This is a genomic window from Occallatibacter sp., assembly GCF_049582745.1.
In the GTDB taxonomy this organism is placed as follows: domain Bacteria; phylum Acidobacteriota; class Terriglobia; order Terriglobales; family Acidobacteriaceae; genus Telmatobacter.
This window is the reverse complement of the sequence record NZ_JBAUUO010000138.1, coordinates 16,842-32,786: the sequence shown is the minus strand read 5'-3', so window position 1 is coordinate 32,786 and position 15,945 is coordinate 16,842. Positions and strand designations below refer to the sequence as shown.

Sequence of the window (15,945 nt, the reverse complement as noted above, 5' to 3'; positions counted from 1 at the left end):
TCCTTCCCCATGATCTCGCCCTTCCGATGATCACCTGTCCGGCCCGCTCCTACGTTGTGTAGAGATTTGTCTCCAAAAACTCATTGCGGAACTTTCCGCCCGGATCATGCTTCTTCACCAGCGCCTTGAATTCGCCGAGGTGCGCGTATTGCGCCTGCAGCAGCGCGGGCGACAGGGTGAACAGCTTGGCCCAGTGCGGGCGCGGAGCGAACGGCCTTAATTGTGCTTCGATCTGGGGAAGGATCTTCTTGACCGCGTCCCATTCGGGTTTCCATGTGAAGTGGATGGCAAGGGAATCGCGCTCGTATGCCGTGCTCATCCAGAGAGTGTCGGCGGCAATCGTGCGCAGTTCCGTCACAAATAAATGCGGCGTGATCTGGTCGCGCAGTTTCTCCACAGCGAGGTCGCCTCGTAGCCGCGCTCTCGGGGAACGAGGTACTCGGTCTGCAGTTCGCGGCCGCTCGATGGAGTGAAATTCATCTTGAAGTGGGGCAGGCGTTCGTACCACGGTCCGGGAATGCCCATCTGCTCGGTGCAGCTTTCGGCGGGGTGGCCCGTGATGGGATGCAACTTTTCGGTTGCACGTTTTGCGTCGTAAAAATCAGCGGCCCATTCGTGCTTTTCGCCCGGTTGCAATTTGCGCTTGATCCATGCCTGCGTGGCCTGGTGATGCTGCCAGTCGGTAAACAGGCTCACGCTGTATCCGGCTCCGAAGATGGCGTCAAAGTTATGCGCCAGCTCATCGAAGCTGAGATTCTGATACACGGTTTGCGCCACCTGGTATGTCGGCAACAGGTCGAGTGTGACGCGGGTGACGACCCCGACGGCGCCGAGGCCGACAACTGCGCCCAGAAACTGATCGCCGTCCTTGTCGCGGGAAAGATGAATGACTTCGCCGTTCGCAGTTACGATCTCGAGGGCGCGAACCGCCGTGGCAAGGTTGCCGTTGTGGATCCCGGAGCCGTGGGTCGCCGTGGCAATCGCGCCGGCTACAGAGATGTGCGGCAGAGACGCAAGGTTGTGCAGCGCGTAGCCGCGTGCGTCGATCACCGGCGCGAGCTGACCGTACTTGACTCCAGCGCCGACGGTAACGGTGCGGGCCTTGTCGTCGATGTCGATCTGGCCGAGGTGCTCAAGTGAAATCTGATTCTGCGTGCTGTCGGCAATGTGATTGAATGAGTGGCGCGAGCCGAGTGCCCGCAGCTTGCTGCAAGTCTTCACGACGTCGCGCACTTCGTCCACATTCGCCGGCCTGTGCACATGATCGGTGCTGTAGGTGATGTTGCCCGCCCAGTTTTCGCGCGGCGCGGGTTGCTGTTGCGCCGGCCCCAACCGCGAAATCATACCTCCAGCCACAATCGCTCCCGCAGATTTAAGGAAGTCACGCTTGTTCATCGTTTCGATTAACCTCTCTCGCCCTTCGATGAATTTCATGTGTGCTCGACAAGCATAGGGTTCGAAGACAAACGAGGCAACAAAGAATTGGATATGCTATGTTGCCGATGTCTCATCGTTCTTTCCCAGGCACCGGTAAGCGCAATTTGAATTGAATTCGGCGGACCCGCTCTCCTGCACGACGGCGGAGAAATCACACCTTCGCACAGGGTGTAACCTCGCTTGTCGGCCATGGGCCGCTGGCGCAAACCTCCCGTCAACAACACCCAGCTTCGATATCCCATTTTTTCGCTGTCAAGCGCCCTTCCCCTCAAACGCAGCCAACTCTCTGAAAACAAACATCAAAAAATCTTCTACATTTTGCAGTTTATTTCGCTCAATTCGCTAAGCTGAATCAGTCTCGAAAAACTCTAGGTATCCTCATCCGGGCGATTTCCCGATGGGTGGAGAACTCAATCGCATAGAGAATTAGTTCCTGCAATCGCATCTTCGAAGAAACGCGCTGTGAAACTGTGGAGCAAGAAATTTTAGGTTGCTCGTTGGTCCTTTGTTGAGGTATCTCTGTGGCTAACTTCAATCGCAGGATGACTCTGCAGCTACATCATTCCCGTAAACCCTTTAAAATGAATACTTCCGTCCAAAGCACGGGGGGAGGGTACTGATCAGTAAAGATAAGCTTGCCTGTCGATTCGAGCACCGGAGCCGCTTTCACCCCATCCAATATCCGCGCCGGAATTTGCAGCCAAAATCATCGCCAATCCCGCCTGTGATCCATACCGTGGACAATGAAAGCACCGCTCGCGCGGACGATGCGAATGGAACACACTCCCAATCATCCGGAAGATCTCGCCCTGCTCGCCGCTAACCCGCGCATCCTCGTCCGGCGGAACGGACCTCCGCGCCCTGACGGCAGGTGCGTCGTCTACTGGATGCAGCGCGCCAACACTTACATCTGTCAGAAAAGCGCAAAGGCAAACTCGCTACTCTAATCGCACTCCTGTTTCACGAAGAGATGTAGCAGCGATCACATCTCGATAGTGCAGTCTTCGTCCTAAAATGGAACACAATTTCAATCCCGGAATCTGGATGTTCCGCGCTAGGTAATTCATTGGATTTTGCTTAGCTTCCCTCGGAGGATCAGTGTGGGAGGCGGAAATCCGATCCTGTACGCGCCTGACGATTTCAGCAAGTAGAAGAATCTCGTGGCCGTTGACGTGGTCTAGCGTCAACGTGTCGCGACTGTCCGTCGTTGCGCTGATCGCTCTATTCAGATGCACAACTCCAGGTCAATCCGCCACCGCATCGACACATGCTGATGGAACAACGGCAACTCCGCCCCGCGTAACCCAGGCGCAGCGATTCCTCGCACAGCGAGGCCATCCTAAACCTCAATCCATCGCCCTCTCCGATCGATTGCGAAAAGCTCTGACCGCGCCAGCAGTCTCAACTTCAACCATCCCCTCGACCGCTGTTTGGCAGCCGCTCGGCCCGATGGGAGTCATCACTCCCAGCTACGGCCTCGTCACTGGCCGCATCTCCTCCATCGCCATTGATCCGTCCGATCCCACTGGCAACCGCGTAATCCTCGGAACCACCGGCGGCGGAGTCTGGTTTTCGCAGAACGCCGGAACGGCGGGCTCGGTCACCTTCACGCCGCTCACTGACACGCCGGAGGGCTTCGACGCCGTTCGCTACGCCTCCATCAGCATCGGAGCCGTCTCAATCCAGCCCGGCGGCACGGGCGTAATCCTGGCTGGAACCGGCGACCCCAACGATGCGCTCGACTCCTATTACGGCGCCGGAGTGCTGCGATCCGCCGATGGGGGAAACACGTGGACCCTGATGTCGCACACGGCCGACGCGAAGCTTTCATTTCAGGGAGAGGGCTTTGCGGGCTTTGCGTGGAGCACATTGAACCCGCAACTCGTCGTCGCTGCCGTGTCTCAGGCCTACGAGGGCACCCTCGTCGGTGCGGAACTCTCAGGGGTCAGCTATGCGGGCCTGTACTACTCAACTGACGCTGGCGCTACATGGAGCCTTGCAACCATCACCGACTCTCCCGGCCAGGATGTGCAGGGCCCGCTTGATAAGTTTGCAGGTCCCAATGGAAACTCGGCCACAGCGGTTGTCTGGAATCCCATTCGGCAGATTTTTATCGCTGTGGTTCGCTTCCATGGCTACTATCAGTCGAACGACGGGATCACCTGGACTCGTATGACCGCACAACCCGGCAGCGGGCTCACCGTGAAGATGTGTCCCACAAATCTCGGGACCATCGGTTCTATCGCCTGCCCCATTTTTCGCGGCGCACTTGCTGTGAATCCCAACACTGGCGACACATTTGCCTGGACTGTCGACATCAATAACCAGGACCAGGGGCTCTGGCAGGATGCATGCTCTATCTCCGGAGGAACGTGCAGCAACCAGACGGTTGCCTTTGCGCAGCGCTGGGTCACTGTACCACTGGAAACCAACACAAACCTCGGAGCTGCAACAATCGCGAACGGCGATTACAACCTGGTGCTGGCGGCCGTGCCGGCCCAACAGGACACACTTCTTTTTGCCGGTGCGAACGATCTTTGGCGTTGCAGCCTCGCCATGGGGTGTACCTGGCGCAACTCCACCAACGCGTTTACCTGCATGAGCGCGCAGGTTGCCCCATATCAGCACGCACTTGCATGGAATCCGGCAAATCCGCAAGAAGTATTCATCGGAAATGATAGTGGTCTCTGGCGCTCGATCGACGGCGTCGGTGAGACAGGTTCCGCCTGCTCATCGGCCGATGCCTCTCATTTTCAAAATTTGAACTCCGGCCTTGGATCACTCTCCGAAGTTGAAAGTATGTCTCAGGTCGGCGACTCGCCGTACACAATGATCGCTGGCCTCGGTGCGAACGGCACAGCAGGCGTGAAAGGCTCAACCGGTCCCACTTCGGCGTGGCCGCAAGTCCTCGGCGGCGAAGGCGGACCGGTCGCGATTGACCCCGCGAACCAGGCAAATTGGTACGTCAACAACAGCGCCGGCATCTCCATTTTTCGCTGCTCCCAAAGCGGAGATTGCACTCCCGGCGAATTCGGCTCGACGCCCGTCGTCAATGATGCCGATGTGGCCGGCGACGGTTACACCATGACGTCGCCTGCGCGGTTCATCGTCGATCCGCTCGACACAACTCAATTGCTGGTGGGTACATGCCGACTTTGGCGCGGACCGGCTGACGGCTCCAATTGGGCGAGTGTAAACGCCATCAGTCCGATACTCGACGGCGTCTCAGGCCTGAAATATTGCAGCGGCGATGCGCAGATCCGCTCCATTGCTGCGCTTCCGCTCTCCGATGGCACCGAGGCGATCTACGTTGGAATGTACGGTGCGCAGGATGGCGGAGCAGTTCTCGCCGGACACATCCTCAAGGCAATCTACAATCCGACCGGCTCTACAATGCCCGCATGGCAGGATCTTACGCTGAACCCGGTCGTGAACGATCAGGCGCGGCTCAACTACTACGGCCTCGATGTTTCCAGCATCTTCATCGATCCCCACGACGCAAGCGGCGAGACGATCTATATCACGATTGAAGGTGCGGAAGATCCGCTGCATTCAATTCGCAATCTCTACCGCACAACCGACGGGGGTGCGCACTGGAACGAACTCACGTCCAATTTGCCCCACTCCCCGGCGAACGCCGTTTTGATTGATCCCCAGGATGCCAATACCGCGTATATTGCGACCGACGATGGAGTCTACGCAACTCGGGAAATTGCAGCTTGCTCCAATGGTCCCTCAAACTGCTGGTCGGTCTTCGGTACCGGCCTTCCATTTGCACCCGTTACGCAATTGAGCGCTGCGCCTGCGGCGACATCGCCTAACGTGCTGGTGGCGGGGACCTACGGGCGTGGCATCTGGCAGATCCCGATGTGGACTTCCGGGACGCAGCTTACAACGGCATCGGCACAGCCAGCCTCCTTGACCTTTGCATCTCAGACGCTAGGTACATCAAGTAGCGCGCAGACCGTCACGCTTACAAATAACGGCGGAATCGCGTTGGCCGTTACGTCAATACTCGCAAGCACGAATTTCAGCGAGACCGACAATTGCGTCAATGCCGCCGTGAACGCGGGCGGAAGCTGCGCTATTCAGGTGACCTTTACGCCTGGCCAGGCCGGCAACGTCGCCAGTGAACTCACGATCAACACAAATACCACGGGCGGCCAGCTTTCAATTCCGCTCTCCGGTACAGGATTGAGCGCGGGACCGGTGACTGCATTACCAGCCTTGCTCAGTTTCGGCCAGGTGCCGGTGGGGACGACATCGTCGGCGTTAGCGGTGACAATTGAGAACTCTGCCGGCAGTGCTATCCCGTTGACGGGCGTGTCCGTGAACCCGCCGTTTGATGTTGCTTTGAATGCTTGCGGATCCTCGCTCGCCGCCAACAGCGATTGCGCGCTGTCCATTACATTTACGCCCACACAGAACGGCGCTGTCATCGGATCGCTTGTGCTGTCCGATGGCGCTGGAACACAGGCGGTCGTGCTCAATGGAACGGGCGCCTCTCCAGCGTCCGATGCGCTTTCTCCTCAATCTCTCATCTTTCCGCCAACCGCAATCGGGGAGCAGTCCAGCGCGCAGATCGTTGCCGTGACCAACAGCGGCGACCTGCCTCTCAATTCCATTGGCGTCACCGTCAGCGCTGGCTATCAGCAGTTCAACACATGCGGAACGTCCCTTTCCAGCCACGCCAGTTGTGCCATTAGTGTGGTGTTTGCTCCAAATTCGATTGGCAGTATTTCCGGCAGCCTGAATGTGTCGGATGCGATTCGAAGCCAAACAATCGCGCTCTCCGGCACAGGGATTTTGCCGCCCGCCATCGGCGTGACCCCGATGCAAATCTCATTTCCCGCGCAGCCGATCGGGCAGGCGGGTGCGCCGCTGACGTTGTCGATCAGCAGCTGCACGTCTGGAATCATCTTCACTCCCTCGGCCAACGGAGTGGTCACCGGCGTTCTCAACGTCGGTTCCTCTTCGTTCGTTACCGCCGCGGTCGCGGCCCTCTCCGGAACCGGCGGTGCGGCTGGTTCGGTTCAAATGCAGCCCGCAACATTCACGTTTCCACAAACCGGAGTCGGAAGCACAAGTGCGGCACAAACCGTCACCCTCACGAACAACGGTGCCGAAACGCTCTCTGCGTTAGCGATTTCGATTTCGAACGGCTTTCAACTGGGATCGACAACGTGCACAGCCTCACTTGCGATTGGGGCCGGTTGTACTGCGCAGGTAATGTTCGCTCCGGCATCTGCCGGCCAGCAGACAGGCAACCTCACGGTTGCGAGTTCCTCGCTTGCAACAAGCGCGAAAGGGCCTCTTTCCGGCATGGGATTCGATTTCTCCATGTCGCCAAATGGGCAATCGAGCCAGACGGTTTCGAGTGGCCAGTCTGCGAGCTTCGCACTCAACCTTGCCACCTTGGGCGGCTCCAGCGGAACTTTTTCCTTCAGTTGCAGTTCGCTTCCAACGAACTCTTCGTGCACTTTCAACCCAACCAGCGAAGTGGTGACCGCGAACGCAACGGGCAGCGTCTCGGTAAAAATTGCGACGGGCCTCGCGTCAACTTCTGCGCAGAATACCGGCAACGCTTCAGGACCATTCGCATTTGGCGGCTTGTTTGTCTGTCTCAGCGTCTTAATGTTGCCAGTCGCAATCGGTCGTCGGCAACGAGGCACGTTCTTTTTTGCGATTCTCATTCTGAGTTCTTTCTGGCTGGCAAGCTGCGGCGGAGCGGGGGGAGGCGGAGGCGGAGCGCCGCCGAATTCGACGAGCGGCACGACCCCGCCCGGAACCTATTCCGTCGTCGTTACAGCAACTGCAAACGGACTGTCACACAAGGTCACGTTGAACTTGACCGTGGACTAAACGCGCTGTGAACGGTCAAGTTCGGATCGATGAGTCTCAATTAGAACGGAAGAAAGGAGCCGCTATACTTGAGTTTCAGATCAGGATGCGCCGGTGTGGCACAAGAGCCCATCGAACTCGCATGCAAGCGCCGTTTCAAGGATGAATCGAGAATGACCGCCAAAGTGAGCGTCGAAGACGTGAATCGTGTGGCCGAACTGGCCCACCTTGAACTGACTCCGGACGAATCCCGGAGCATGCTTAAGGATTTGAATGCGATTCTTGACCACGTCGCGCAGCTTGGCGAGCTGGACACAAGTTGCGTTGCGCCTCTCGCTCAGGTGAGCGAACTCGACGGCGCCGGTGGCGAGGGTTCCCTGCGCATGGATGCGGTGCTGCCGTCCCTCGATCGGGTCGAAGTGATGGCGGAGGCTCCAGAGACCGATAGGATCTTTTTCAAAGTGCCGAAGGTGATTGAAAGATAGAGAGCAGGGTGGAACCCATCGTTGCCAGGCGATTTCATGACGACTGAGACCTACGTGGAAACATCGAAGACCCTTTCTGATCTGCGCCAGGGCATTGCGTCCGGGCGCGTGAAGGCCGTGGATCTTGCCAACAGGTATTACGCGCGCATCGAACAGCTGAATCCGCGGCTTAACGTATTTCTCAGCCTGACCAAAGAACGCGCACTCAAACAAGCTGCGAAAGTCGATGCGACTGCGGCCAAGGGCGATCCACTTGGTCCGCTCGCGGGAGTCCCCGTCGGTATCAAAGACGTGCTCGTCATGCGCGGCGCGCCGGCGACGGCGGGCTCCAGGATTCTGAAAGGCTATCATCCGCCCTACGACGCAACTGCTGTCGCGAGGCTTGAAGCCGCAGGCGCGGTGCTTCTCGGAAAACTCAATTGCGACGAGTTCGCCATGGGTTCTTCGAATGAGAACTCAGCCTACGGGCCGGTGCGCAATCCGGTCGACCCTGAGCGGGTGCCGGGAGGCTCAAGCGGCGGTTCTGCCGCGGCTGTCGCGGCGAATATGGCGGTCGCGAGCCTGGGCACCGATACTGGCGGTTCCATCCGCCAGCCGGCAAGCTTCTGTGGAGTCGTGGGCGTCCTGCCGACCTACGGACGAGTCTCCCGCTATGGGCTCATCGCGTTTGCATCGTCTCTCGACCGCATCGGCCCCTTCGCGGGAAACGTCCGCGACGCGGCCACGCTGCTCGGCGTCATTGCCGGACACGATCCCTGCGATGCCACCAGTTCCCCGGCTCCTGTTGCCGATTACGCTGCCGAAAGCGACGAGGGCGCGGAAGGCCTGCGCATCGGCGTGCCTGCAGAATACTTCGCGGAAGGCCTCGACCCGGAGGTGAGGGAGCGCATCGAGAGCGGTATCGAGGCCCTGAAGGCGGCTGGCTGTACGATCAAGCCGATCTCGCTGCCGCATACGCGCTACGCGATTCCGACGTATTATGTCGTCGCCACCGCGGAAGCGAGTGCCAACCTCGCGCGGTTCGACGGCGTGCGCTATGGGTATCGCTCGTCTTCGTCGGCGACTCTGTCTGACATGTACAGCCACTCGCGCGATGAGGGCTTCGGCGCCGAGGTCAAGCGCCGGATCATGCTCGGAACCTATGCACTCTCGGCAGGGTATTACGACGCCTACTACCTCAAGGCGCAGAAGGTGCGCCGGCTTCTGGCCGAAGAGTTCCTCCGCGCCTTCGCCGATGTGGACGCAATCGTGACACCGACCGCGCCGACGCCGGCGTTCAAGATTGGTGAAAAGGCAGACGATCCCCTTGCCATGTACCTGGCCGATATCTATACCGTTACAGCGAGCCTCGCGGGCATCTGCGGCGTGAACGTTCCCTGTGGGGCAACGAAGGCAGGTTTGCCGGTAGGAATGCAGGTGCTTGCCGCGCATTTCCAGGAGGGCACGGCGTTCCGTGTCGCGCGCGCAGTGGAGGCGGCACAGATTTAGGAAGCAGGAATCAGCATGCAACTGGGTAAGACGTTTGGTGGAATGATTGCAGTATTTGCGTTTCTCGCAGTTTTTTCGGGTTCAATCAATGCTGCACCTCGCAAGGCTCATGTCGTCGCTCTTGGCGCGGTCCGGCGGGTACCGTATTCGAAGACCGGCGACCCAGCCGGGGCCGCACCTGGCGACGATGTACTCAAAATCCGGCCTCTCGTCGTCGACGGCCTGCTGAAGGAATGGACCTCGGGCGAGACGCACGATATTACCGATCGCAGCTTTGTGGTGCGCCGCGTCATCCGCATCAACGACGAGCTGCCTGGGGAGAAGCCGGGAAGTCCCGAGAAGCACTGGGTATGGCAGCGCGGTCCGTGGCTGCTGATCGATCGCGTTACGGGCCACATCGCCCCGCTGAAGCTGCCGGACTACGATCCGGGGGTCAGCCAGGTGGTCTGGTTCCGCGACTATGGTGCTTATTGCGGCGTTACGGCGAGCGGAAAGAGCCTTTATGCCGTCGTGGCGCAGGTGGCAGCCCGCAAGCCGGTTCTGGCGAAGAAGCTGGCGGCGCTGGATCTCGCGAGCCGGCCGGAGCCGGCGTGCGGCGTTGCGGAGTGGCAGCGCGAGCCGTTGCGCGCTACGTTCCACCCCGCCGGCAGGGAAGCGATCAGCTTTGATGTTGTTCCCGGTTCCGCTGTCCTCGTGGAAGACTCCGAAGACCAGCCTGGGAGCAGGGAACAAGGAACAGGGACCAAGGGAGCAGGGACGAAGGGAACAGGGACCAAGGAATAACCATCCGGCAATCATTGGCTTACGCGTCCTCTGCGCATGAGCTAGAACCCTTTGCACTGAAACCGGTGCAGGGGGGTGTCCCCCCCCATATTTGGCGGGAAATGTGCTGTTTTCATTAAGTTACAGCGATGGCTTTCGCCAAGTACCTCTTCCCATTGGACTTAGATTTCAAATATTTCATGCAAAAGGACTTACGCCAGGGTTGTCTCAACAGTGGACGGAAAACAGTGCTCGCTGCGTAATCATCGAGCGGGCCGTCCTTCATCTCTACAACTTGATTGTGCGACGAAAGGGCAGAATTACCTGCAAATCGCTGGGGAGTTTTTGCGCTTTGAAATGAAGCAGTTAGAAAGAATCTTCGGTGAGAGGGCTTGACGTCTCATGTTTTGTGGAATTTCGGTCGGTCCTATCTGGGCGGGAAGCGATTGGCGGGGCGAATTCCGGGGGGCACCATTTTCAAGCCATCGAAATACCGGGGGTGTGGAAAGCATGGAAAGCCAAAATGCCGACTTTCCACCCTTCCCGCACCCCTTGGAAATCCCTGCGGGATTCCCACAGTTCCACGGTCACGACGGCTGTCATCATCTGAAGACCGCCAAAGCCCGACGCATCCACGCTTTGTGCTTATGAACGCGCGCTATCCAGCCAGGCCGCATTGAGTCCGTCCAGAATCGATTTTGACGCAGCCCGGTGATAGGCGCCAGGGGAGAGCTAGCATTTCGGATGGGGGTTTTTGAACGCCACCTCGGTTGGCAACCAGTCTGAGAGGCGCTTCGCATTGATTTCAACATCAGTGGGATCGGGCTTGATCGACGACCTGACAAGCGCCACGGTTACCTTTACGGTCCCATGCATGCAGTAACCGGCGAGTAGTTTTCCCAGTCGCTGATCTGCCAAATCCATATAGTTTGCGGGAAGGGTGCCCCCCGTGCCAGGGATATCTGCCGGGTCCATAACCACTCGGTCCTTGCTCGGCTGGTCATTCTTCACTCCCGAAGCGTCGAATCGCACCACGAGAACAGCTCTTCTCTCGAGCGCCTTAGGATTCGCCGTGTAAATAATAGACGGAAGTGTGACACCGGCCGGGTTCGGCTTCACCGCTTTCGTGTCAAATTCGATATGGTAGGGAGCCTTCCATTTGGACGTAGCGGGAGCGTCGGAAGCCTTGTTTCCCTGGTTGCCACACCCCCCAAGAAACGCCAGTCCTGCAATAGCAAGTATGATGATGCCATTTCGCACGTCATCCACCACGTTCGTATGAAAACGACGCGTCAGAGCATACCACTCCTACGGTGCGATGGAATGAGATCGAGAACAGTTGTCCTCATCGTAGGAGACGGCCGTTTTCCGCGGTCGGATCCACATAAGGCAGCGATCACTTGCTTCCCAGGGCATATCGTGGCCCAACCTTTTACGACCGGAAGCAAAACCACAGTTGCGCCGACTTGCGTGCTCCCGAGGGTTGAGTCAAGCTGGAGAGATGCTGGAATCGATTGAGACACTGTTGCAGCGAGCAGAAATTGCGCACGGGCACTTGTGCGCGGGGCAGATACTGGGTACGCGGATGGCGCTGCTTGGTCTGCGGGGCCTGGGTATCGAAGATCCATTGGGGAGCGACCGGAAACGGCTGGTCGTTTATGTGGAGATCGACCGCTGCGCCACCGATGCAATCGGCCTGGTGACGGGCTGCCGGCTGGGCAAGCGCACCCTCAAATTCCGCGACTGGGGAAAGATGGCCGCGACGTTTGTCGATCTATCGACCGGAAGTGGGCTTCGCGTCGTCGCGCTCGAGAACTCACGCGCGCTTGCCATGGAGCTTCATCCCGAGATTGAGAACAAGCAAAAGCAGCAGATGCTGGCTTATCGGGAACTCGGCGACGACCAGCTTTTCAGAGTGCAAAGGGTTCGGGTGAAGGTAGCTTCCTCTGAGTTGCCTGGCACCAAGGTAGACCGGGTGCTATGCGCGAGCTGCGGCGAGGGGATCAATTTCGGGCGCTTTGAGGAGGTCGGAGGAGAGAAGCTTTGCGTCAGTTGCGCGCACCCTGAGCTTTGCTACTGGAAGCCGGAGTAGAGGGGATGAGTTTCGGGTCTTTCTTATAGTCCAGAAAGGCCGAAAGCAGGTTCTTCGCTCACCACCCCCAAACTGAAAAGCGTTTGGGGCACCGTTCACTCAATTTGGGGCACCGTTCACTCAAAATGACAACTCCAATGAAGAGGAAGGAAGCGAATCACTCGGGCCACAGCAATCGTTCTTCTTCAGAAACCCCTTAGAACATCAAGCGGAGAAATCAAACGATAAGGTGTTTATAAAGAACTTCGCAGACAGAACACCGCGCGGGCGCATGTTGGTGCGCGCTGGCTCTGGCGCTTCTGTAGGGATCTCCTTGACATGGCTGCGGCTGCGCATTTCTTATCTTAGACAGGCCTTCTCTTTTGAAGTCAGGCTGGAGTGTGCGCTGTTAGGCGAGGCGTATTTTCCTGTTGGCTTTTTTGGAAAGACCGTGTCGAACAGGAAACATAAAGTGAGCTGAGTCACTGGTTTGAATCTGGCGAGGGGTTAGAGTGATTGTCGCCGGTCAAAATCAGCGATTTCATGTTCCACAGCCTGCGCCGGAAACACTGGAGGCCAGGAAGATTCCCGGAGACAAACTCTTTTGCAGGTTCCCGCCCAGGCGGGAGGCGCCTGCGCCCTGAGCGGCGTACTAAGCCGCCGGGGTGAGTAAAGGATGAGTGTGACGACGAGTTTTGCATTGTTGGTGGCTGCGTCCACCGGAGCTGGGAGCGGCATCACGATGCTTCCGCTGTTGTTGTTGATCCCCGTCATGTACTTCGTCATGATTCGGCCGCAGCAGAAGCGCCAGAAGCAGTGGCAGCAGATGCTCGGTAGCATCAAGACGGGAGACAGGGTGACGACTTCGGGCGGCATTCGCGGGATCATCATGTCAATCAAGGACGATGTCATCATCATTCGCGTGGCGCCCGACAACATCAAAATGGAAGTGGCGAAGAGCGCGATCGCTTCTGTCACCACGCAGGAAGATTCGGGGTCTTGAGTGCAGGGCGGTGCGCCCGGTTGGGTGTGGCGCGTCCTGATAGGGTCCCAGGGCGGAATTCGGTCAATGGAAGTCGTAAAATCGACAACGATTCGAATTAGAGAATTGGAACAATGAAGAAAAATCTCAAACAGAAGCTTTTGATCATCATTGGAGTGCTGGTTGTTTTCCTGTACGGGGCATTCTTTGGATTCGATCCGCCGCAGCTTGGCGGCGGCCAACCGCTACTGAGCCAGCTTACGCAGCACATCCATCTCGGACTGGACCTTCAGGGCGGCGTTCACCTCATTCTGCAGGTCAAGGTGAAAGAGGCGGTGGGCACCGAGACCGACAATACGCTGGCGCGGATTGAACAGGATCTGAAGACGGCGAAGCTGACGGTTTCGCAGGTTTCAAAGCCGGATCCCGTCAATAATCCGCAGTCGATCCGGATTGAAGGGATCAATCCGACTCAATCGAGCGCTGTTCAATCGCTCATCGACAGCAAGTACTCCAACGAGTACGACATCAGCGGTGGGAGCGACAACAGCCTGAACGTTACGATGAAGCCGAACATCGAGAAGGCCCTCGATGACAAGACCGTGCAGAACACGATCGAAGTGATCCGGGACCGGGTGGACTCGCTTGGCGTGAACGAGCCGATCATTCAGCAGTACGGGTTGGGCGACAACCAGATATTGGTGGAGTTGCCGGGTATCTCGGATATTGACCGGGTAAGAAGCATAATCACTTCGACGGCGCGTCTCGAGATTCACGCGGTCGTGGGCGGACCGTATCCCGATGAGCAGGCTGCACTGGCCAGCGTAGGCGGAGCACTTCCGTCCGATGACGAGATGCTCCATGGATCCGGCTCGATGGCTACCGGTTCGGATGCGGACAGTGTGTATGTCCTGCAGCGGATTGCAATCGTTTCCGGCACTGATTTTCGTTCCGCTGATCCTGGGACCGATTCCAACACGGGACAGAGGACCGTTCACTTCACGCTCACCAACGAAGCGGGCGACAAGTTCTGGGACTACACCAGCGCCAACGTCGGCCACAGCATGGCTGTGGTTCTCGGCGGCCGCGTGAAGGAAGTGGCCAACATTGAAAGCGCGATTCGCGATTCGGGTGAAATCCGAGGCAGCTTTTCTACGGATGAGGTTACGATCCTCTCCAAGATGCTGCGCACCGGCGCGCTGCCGGCATCCATCAACTATTTAGAAGACCGCACGGTCGGCGCATCGCTCGGCGCGGACTCGATCAAGCAGGGCGTTACCGCCGCGGTGGTGGGCGTACTGCTGGTCATGGTCTTCATGCTGATCTATTACCGGGGCTCGGGCATCAATGCCGACCTGGCGCTGTTCCTGAACCTGGTGATTCTGCTGGGATTCATGGGCTTTTCGGGCGCGACGCTTACGCTGCCGGGCATAGCCGGAGTGATTCTGACTATTGGTATGGGCGTCGATTCCAACGTGCTGATTTTTGAACGCATTCGTGAAGAGATGCGTGCGGGCAAGGCTCCGTCGGCGGCTGTCGATCAGGGTTTTGCGCATGCGTGGACAACGATTCTTGATACGCACGTGACTACGATCGTGTCGGCGGCGATTTTGTTCCTGTTTGGCAGCGGACCGGTGAAGGGATTTGCGGTCACCTTGACCTTCGGTCTCGCGGCCAACCTGTTCACGGCGGTTTATGTATCGCGGGTAATTTTCGATACCCACGTCAACAATCTGAAAGCGGGAGAGGTTGTTTCGATCTAGCCGGGCAGGGAACAAGGAACAAAGGTAACAAGGGACAACGGCGACGAGAGCTGAGGGATTTGAAGGCTTGTTCGCCATATTAGGAAGGCAGAGAACCAGTGGAATTCTTTCGTAGCGTTAGCGTCGATTGGTTGGGAAAGAAGTGGTACTTCCTGGCCTTTTCATTAGTCTTCAGTGTCTCAGGCATTATTTCGATGGCCTTTCACTGGGCGCATCCCGTGGGTGGGGTGCGCAGCCCCGTGCCCTTGGGCGTCGACTTCCGCGGCGGGACCCAGGTTGAGGTCCAGTTCAAGCAAGCGCCGGATATCGAACGGATTCGCCAGGCCACTGCGACTGCCGGGATTCGCGATGTGAGCATCGTCAACTACGATCTTCCCAGTCATCATGAAGTCCTCATCAGCCTTCCGGAGCAGCATGTCGAGTCGTCTCTCGATACAGGGCGGGAGCAGATTAAGAACGCTCTTAGCGCTAAATTCGGCGATAGCGCATTCGATGTCCGCAATGTGACAGTGGTGGGCCCGACGGTCGGCAAGCAGCTTGAAAAACAGGCGACGCTGGCCACGCTGTATTCGCTATTGGGCATGCTCGTTTATCTCTGGTTCCGGTTCCAGCTCATCTACGGCGTTGCCGCGGTCGTGGCCTGTTTCCATGACACCCTGATTACGGTGGGCGCCTTTTCGTTGCTTGACTCGTTTGGTTTCAAGGGAATGGAAATCAGTCTCACCGTCATTGCCGCGATTTTGACGCTGGTCGGCTATTCCATGAACGACACCATCGTCGTCTTCGACCGCATCCGTGAGAATCTGAGGCTGAGCCGGCGAGAATCGCTTCCTGACGTGGTCAACCGGAGCATCAATCAGACGCTGAGCCGGACGGTTCTGACCTCAGGCCTCACGTTTCTTACGGTGCTGTCTCTGTTTGTGTACGGCGGCCCCGTTTTGCGCGGATTTTCGTTTGCCCTGGTGGTCGGTATCCTGATCGGAACCTATTCATCGATCGCGATCGCCGCGCCGATGTTGGTTGCCTGGCAGCAGTATCGCGCCGGAAGCGGCAAAGCCGCGGTCCTGCCGGCCGCCAAGCGGTCTGGGTCCAAGGCATCGTAGTGCACTTGTTTTG

General features: G+C 58.0%; 12 protein-coding genes. 9 read left to right on the top strand and 3 right to left on the bottom strand.

Features of this window, described 5'->3' with window-relative positions; translation table 11 throughout:
• Positions 1 to 49 precede the first annotated feature (49 nt).
• Complete coding sequence (locus WCA10_RS19405; RefSeq protein WP_472824172.1) at positions 50 to 397, bottom strand: D-arabinono-1,4-lactone oxidase; 348 nt, start codon at positions 395 to 397, stop codon at positions 50 to 52.
• The gene (locus tag WCA10_RS19400; protein WP_472824171.1) at positions 355 to 1,395 is read right to left on the bottom strand and encodes an FAD-binding protein; all 1,041 of its coding nucleotides are present in this window, start codon (positions 1,393 to 1,395) and stop codon (positions 355 to 357) included. The genes WCA10_RS19405 and WCA10_RS19400 overlap by 43 nt, the downstream gene beginning before the upstream one ends.
• Positions 1,396 to 2,210: 815 nt before the next feature.
• On the opposite strand from WCA10_RS19400, the gene WCA10_RS19395 reads away from it, so the two are divergent.
• The 5 genes from WCA10_RS19395 (at position 2,211) to WCA10_RS19375 (ending at position 10,034) form a co-directional block, all read left to right on the top strand.
• Positions 2,211 to 2,384: a hypothetical protein gene (locus WCA10_RS19395; protein WP_472824170.1), complete on the top strand. Its 174-nt coding sequence runs from the start codon at positions 2,211 to 2,213 to the stop codon at positions 2,382 to 2,384.
• 220 nt (positions 2,385 to 2,604) lie between these two features.
• Complete coding sequence (locus tag WCA10_RS19390) at positions 2,605 to 7,299, top strand: choice-of-anchor D domain-containing protein (protein ID WP_472824169.1); 4,695 nt, start codon at positions 2,605 to 2,607, stop codon at positions 7,297 to 7,299.
• A 152-nt stretch (positions 7,300 to 7,451) separates the two neighbouring features.
• Complete coding sequence (gene gatC / locus WCA10_RS19385; RefSeq protein WP_472824168.1) at positions 7,452 to 7,763, top strand: Asp-tRNA(Asn)/Glu-tRNA(Gln) amidotransferase subunit GatC; 312 nt, start codon at positions 7,452 to 7,454, stop codon at positions 7,761 to 7,763.
• A 36-nt stretch (positions 7,764 to 7,799) separates the two neighbouring features.
• Complete coding sequence (gatA, locus tag WCA10_RS19380; protein WP_472824167.1) at positions 7,800 to 9,251, top strand: Asp-tRNA(Asn)/Glu-tRNA(Gln) amidotransferase subunit GatA; 1,452 nt, start codon at positions 7,800 to 7,802, stop codon at positions 9,249 to 9,251.
• A gap of 15 nt (positions 9,252 to 9,266) precedes the next feature.
• Positions 9,267 to 10,034, top strand: a complete 768-nt coding sequence (locus WCA10_RS19375; protein WP_472824166.1) for a hypothetical protein — start codon at positions 9,267 to 9,269, stop codon at positions 10,032 to 10,034.
• Between the two features lie 711 nt (positions 10,035 to 10,745).
• Here the strand turns inward: WCA10_RS19375 and WCA10_RS19370 are convergent.
• Positions 10,746 to 11,273 (bottom strand): hypothetical protein, encoded by a 528-nt coding sequence (locus WCA10_RS19370; protein ID WP_472824165.1) that lies wholly within the window; start codon positions 11,271 to 11,273, stop codon positions 10,746 to 10,748.
• A 241-nt stretch (positions 11,274 to 11,514) separates the two neighbouring features.
• On the opposite strand from WCA10_RS19370, the gene WCA10_RS19365 reads away from it, so the two are divergent.
• The 4 genes from WCA10_RS19365 (at position 11,515) to secF (ending at position 15,932) form a co-directional block, all read left to right on the top strand.
• Entirely contained in the window at positions 11,515 to 12,105 is a 591-nt protein-coding gene (locus WCA10_RS19365; protein WP_472824164.1) for an FmdE family protein, read from the top strand.
• Positions 12,106 to 12,760: 655 nt separating this feature from the next.
• Positions 12,761 to 13,087 carry a preprotein translocase subunit YajC gene (gene yajC, locus WCA10_RS19360; RefSeq protein WP_472824163.1) on the top strand — a complete coding sequence of 109 codons (327 nt, stop codon included), beginning with the start codon at positions 12,761 to 12,763 and terminating at the stop codon, positions 13,085 to 13,087.
• A 113-nt stretch (positions 13,088 to 13,200) separates the two neighbouring features.
• Complete coding sequence (gene secD / locus WCA10_RS19355; protein ID WP_472824162.1) at positions 13,201 to 14,829, top strand: protein translocase subunit SecD; 1,629 nt, start codon at positions 13,201 to 13,203, stop codon at positions 14,827 to 14,829.
• Between the two features lie 98 nt (positions 14,830 to 14,927).
• Positions 14,928 to 15,932, top strand: a complete 1,005-nt coding sequence (gene secF / locus WCA10_RS19350; protein ID WP_472824161.1) for a protein translocase subunit SecF — start codon at positions 14,928 to 14,930, stop codon at positions 15,930 to 15,932.
• The last annotated feature ends 13 nt before the right edge of the window (positions 15,933 to 15,945 follow it).

Bases quoted from the DNA above. Each gene is read 5' to 3' on its own strand.
- WCA10_RS19400 (WP_472824171.1), bottom strand. From the start codon at position 1,395: ATGAACAAGCGTGACTTCCTTAAATCTGCGGGAGCGATTGTGGCTGGA.
- WCA10_RS19395 (WP_472824170.1), top strand. From the start codon at position 2,211: ATGGAACACACTCCCAATCATCCGGAAGATCTCGCCCTGCTCGCCGCT.
- gatC (WP_472824168.1), top strand. From the start codon at position 7,452: ATGACCGCCAAAGTGAGCGTCGAAGACGTGAATCGTGTGGCCGAACTG.
- gatA (WP_472824167.1), top strand. From the start codon at position 7,800: ATGACGACTGAGACCTACGTGGAAACATCGAAGACCCTTTCTGATCTG.
- WCA10_RS19375 (WP_472824166.1), top strand. From the start codon at position 9,267: ATGCAACTGGGTAAGACGTTTGGTGGAATGATTGCAGTATTTGCGTTT.
- WCA10_RS19365 (WP_472824164.1), top strand. From the start codon at position 11,515: ATGCTGGAATCGATTGAGACACTGTTGCAGCGAGCAGAAATTGCGCAC.
- yajC (WP_472824163.1), top strand. From the start codon at position 12,761: ATGAGTGTGACGACGAGTTTTGCATTGTTGGTGGCTGCGTCCACCGGA.
- secD (WP_472824162.1), top strand. From the start codon at position 13,201: ATGAAGAAAAATCTCAAACAGAAGCTTTTGATCATCATTGGAGTGCTG.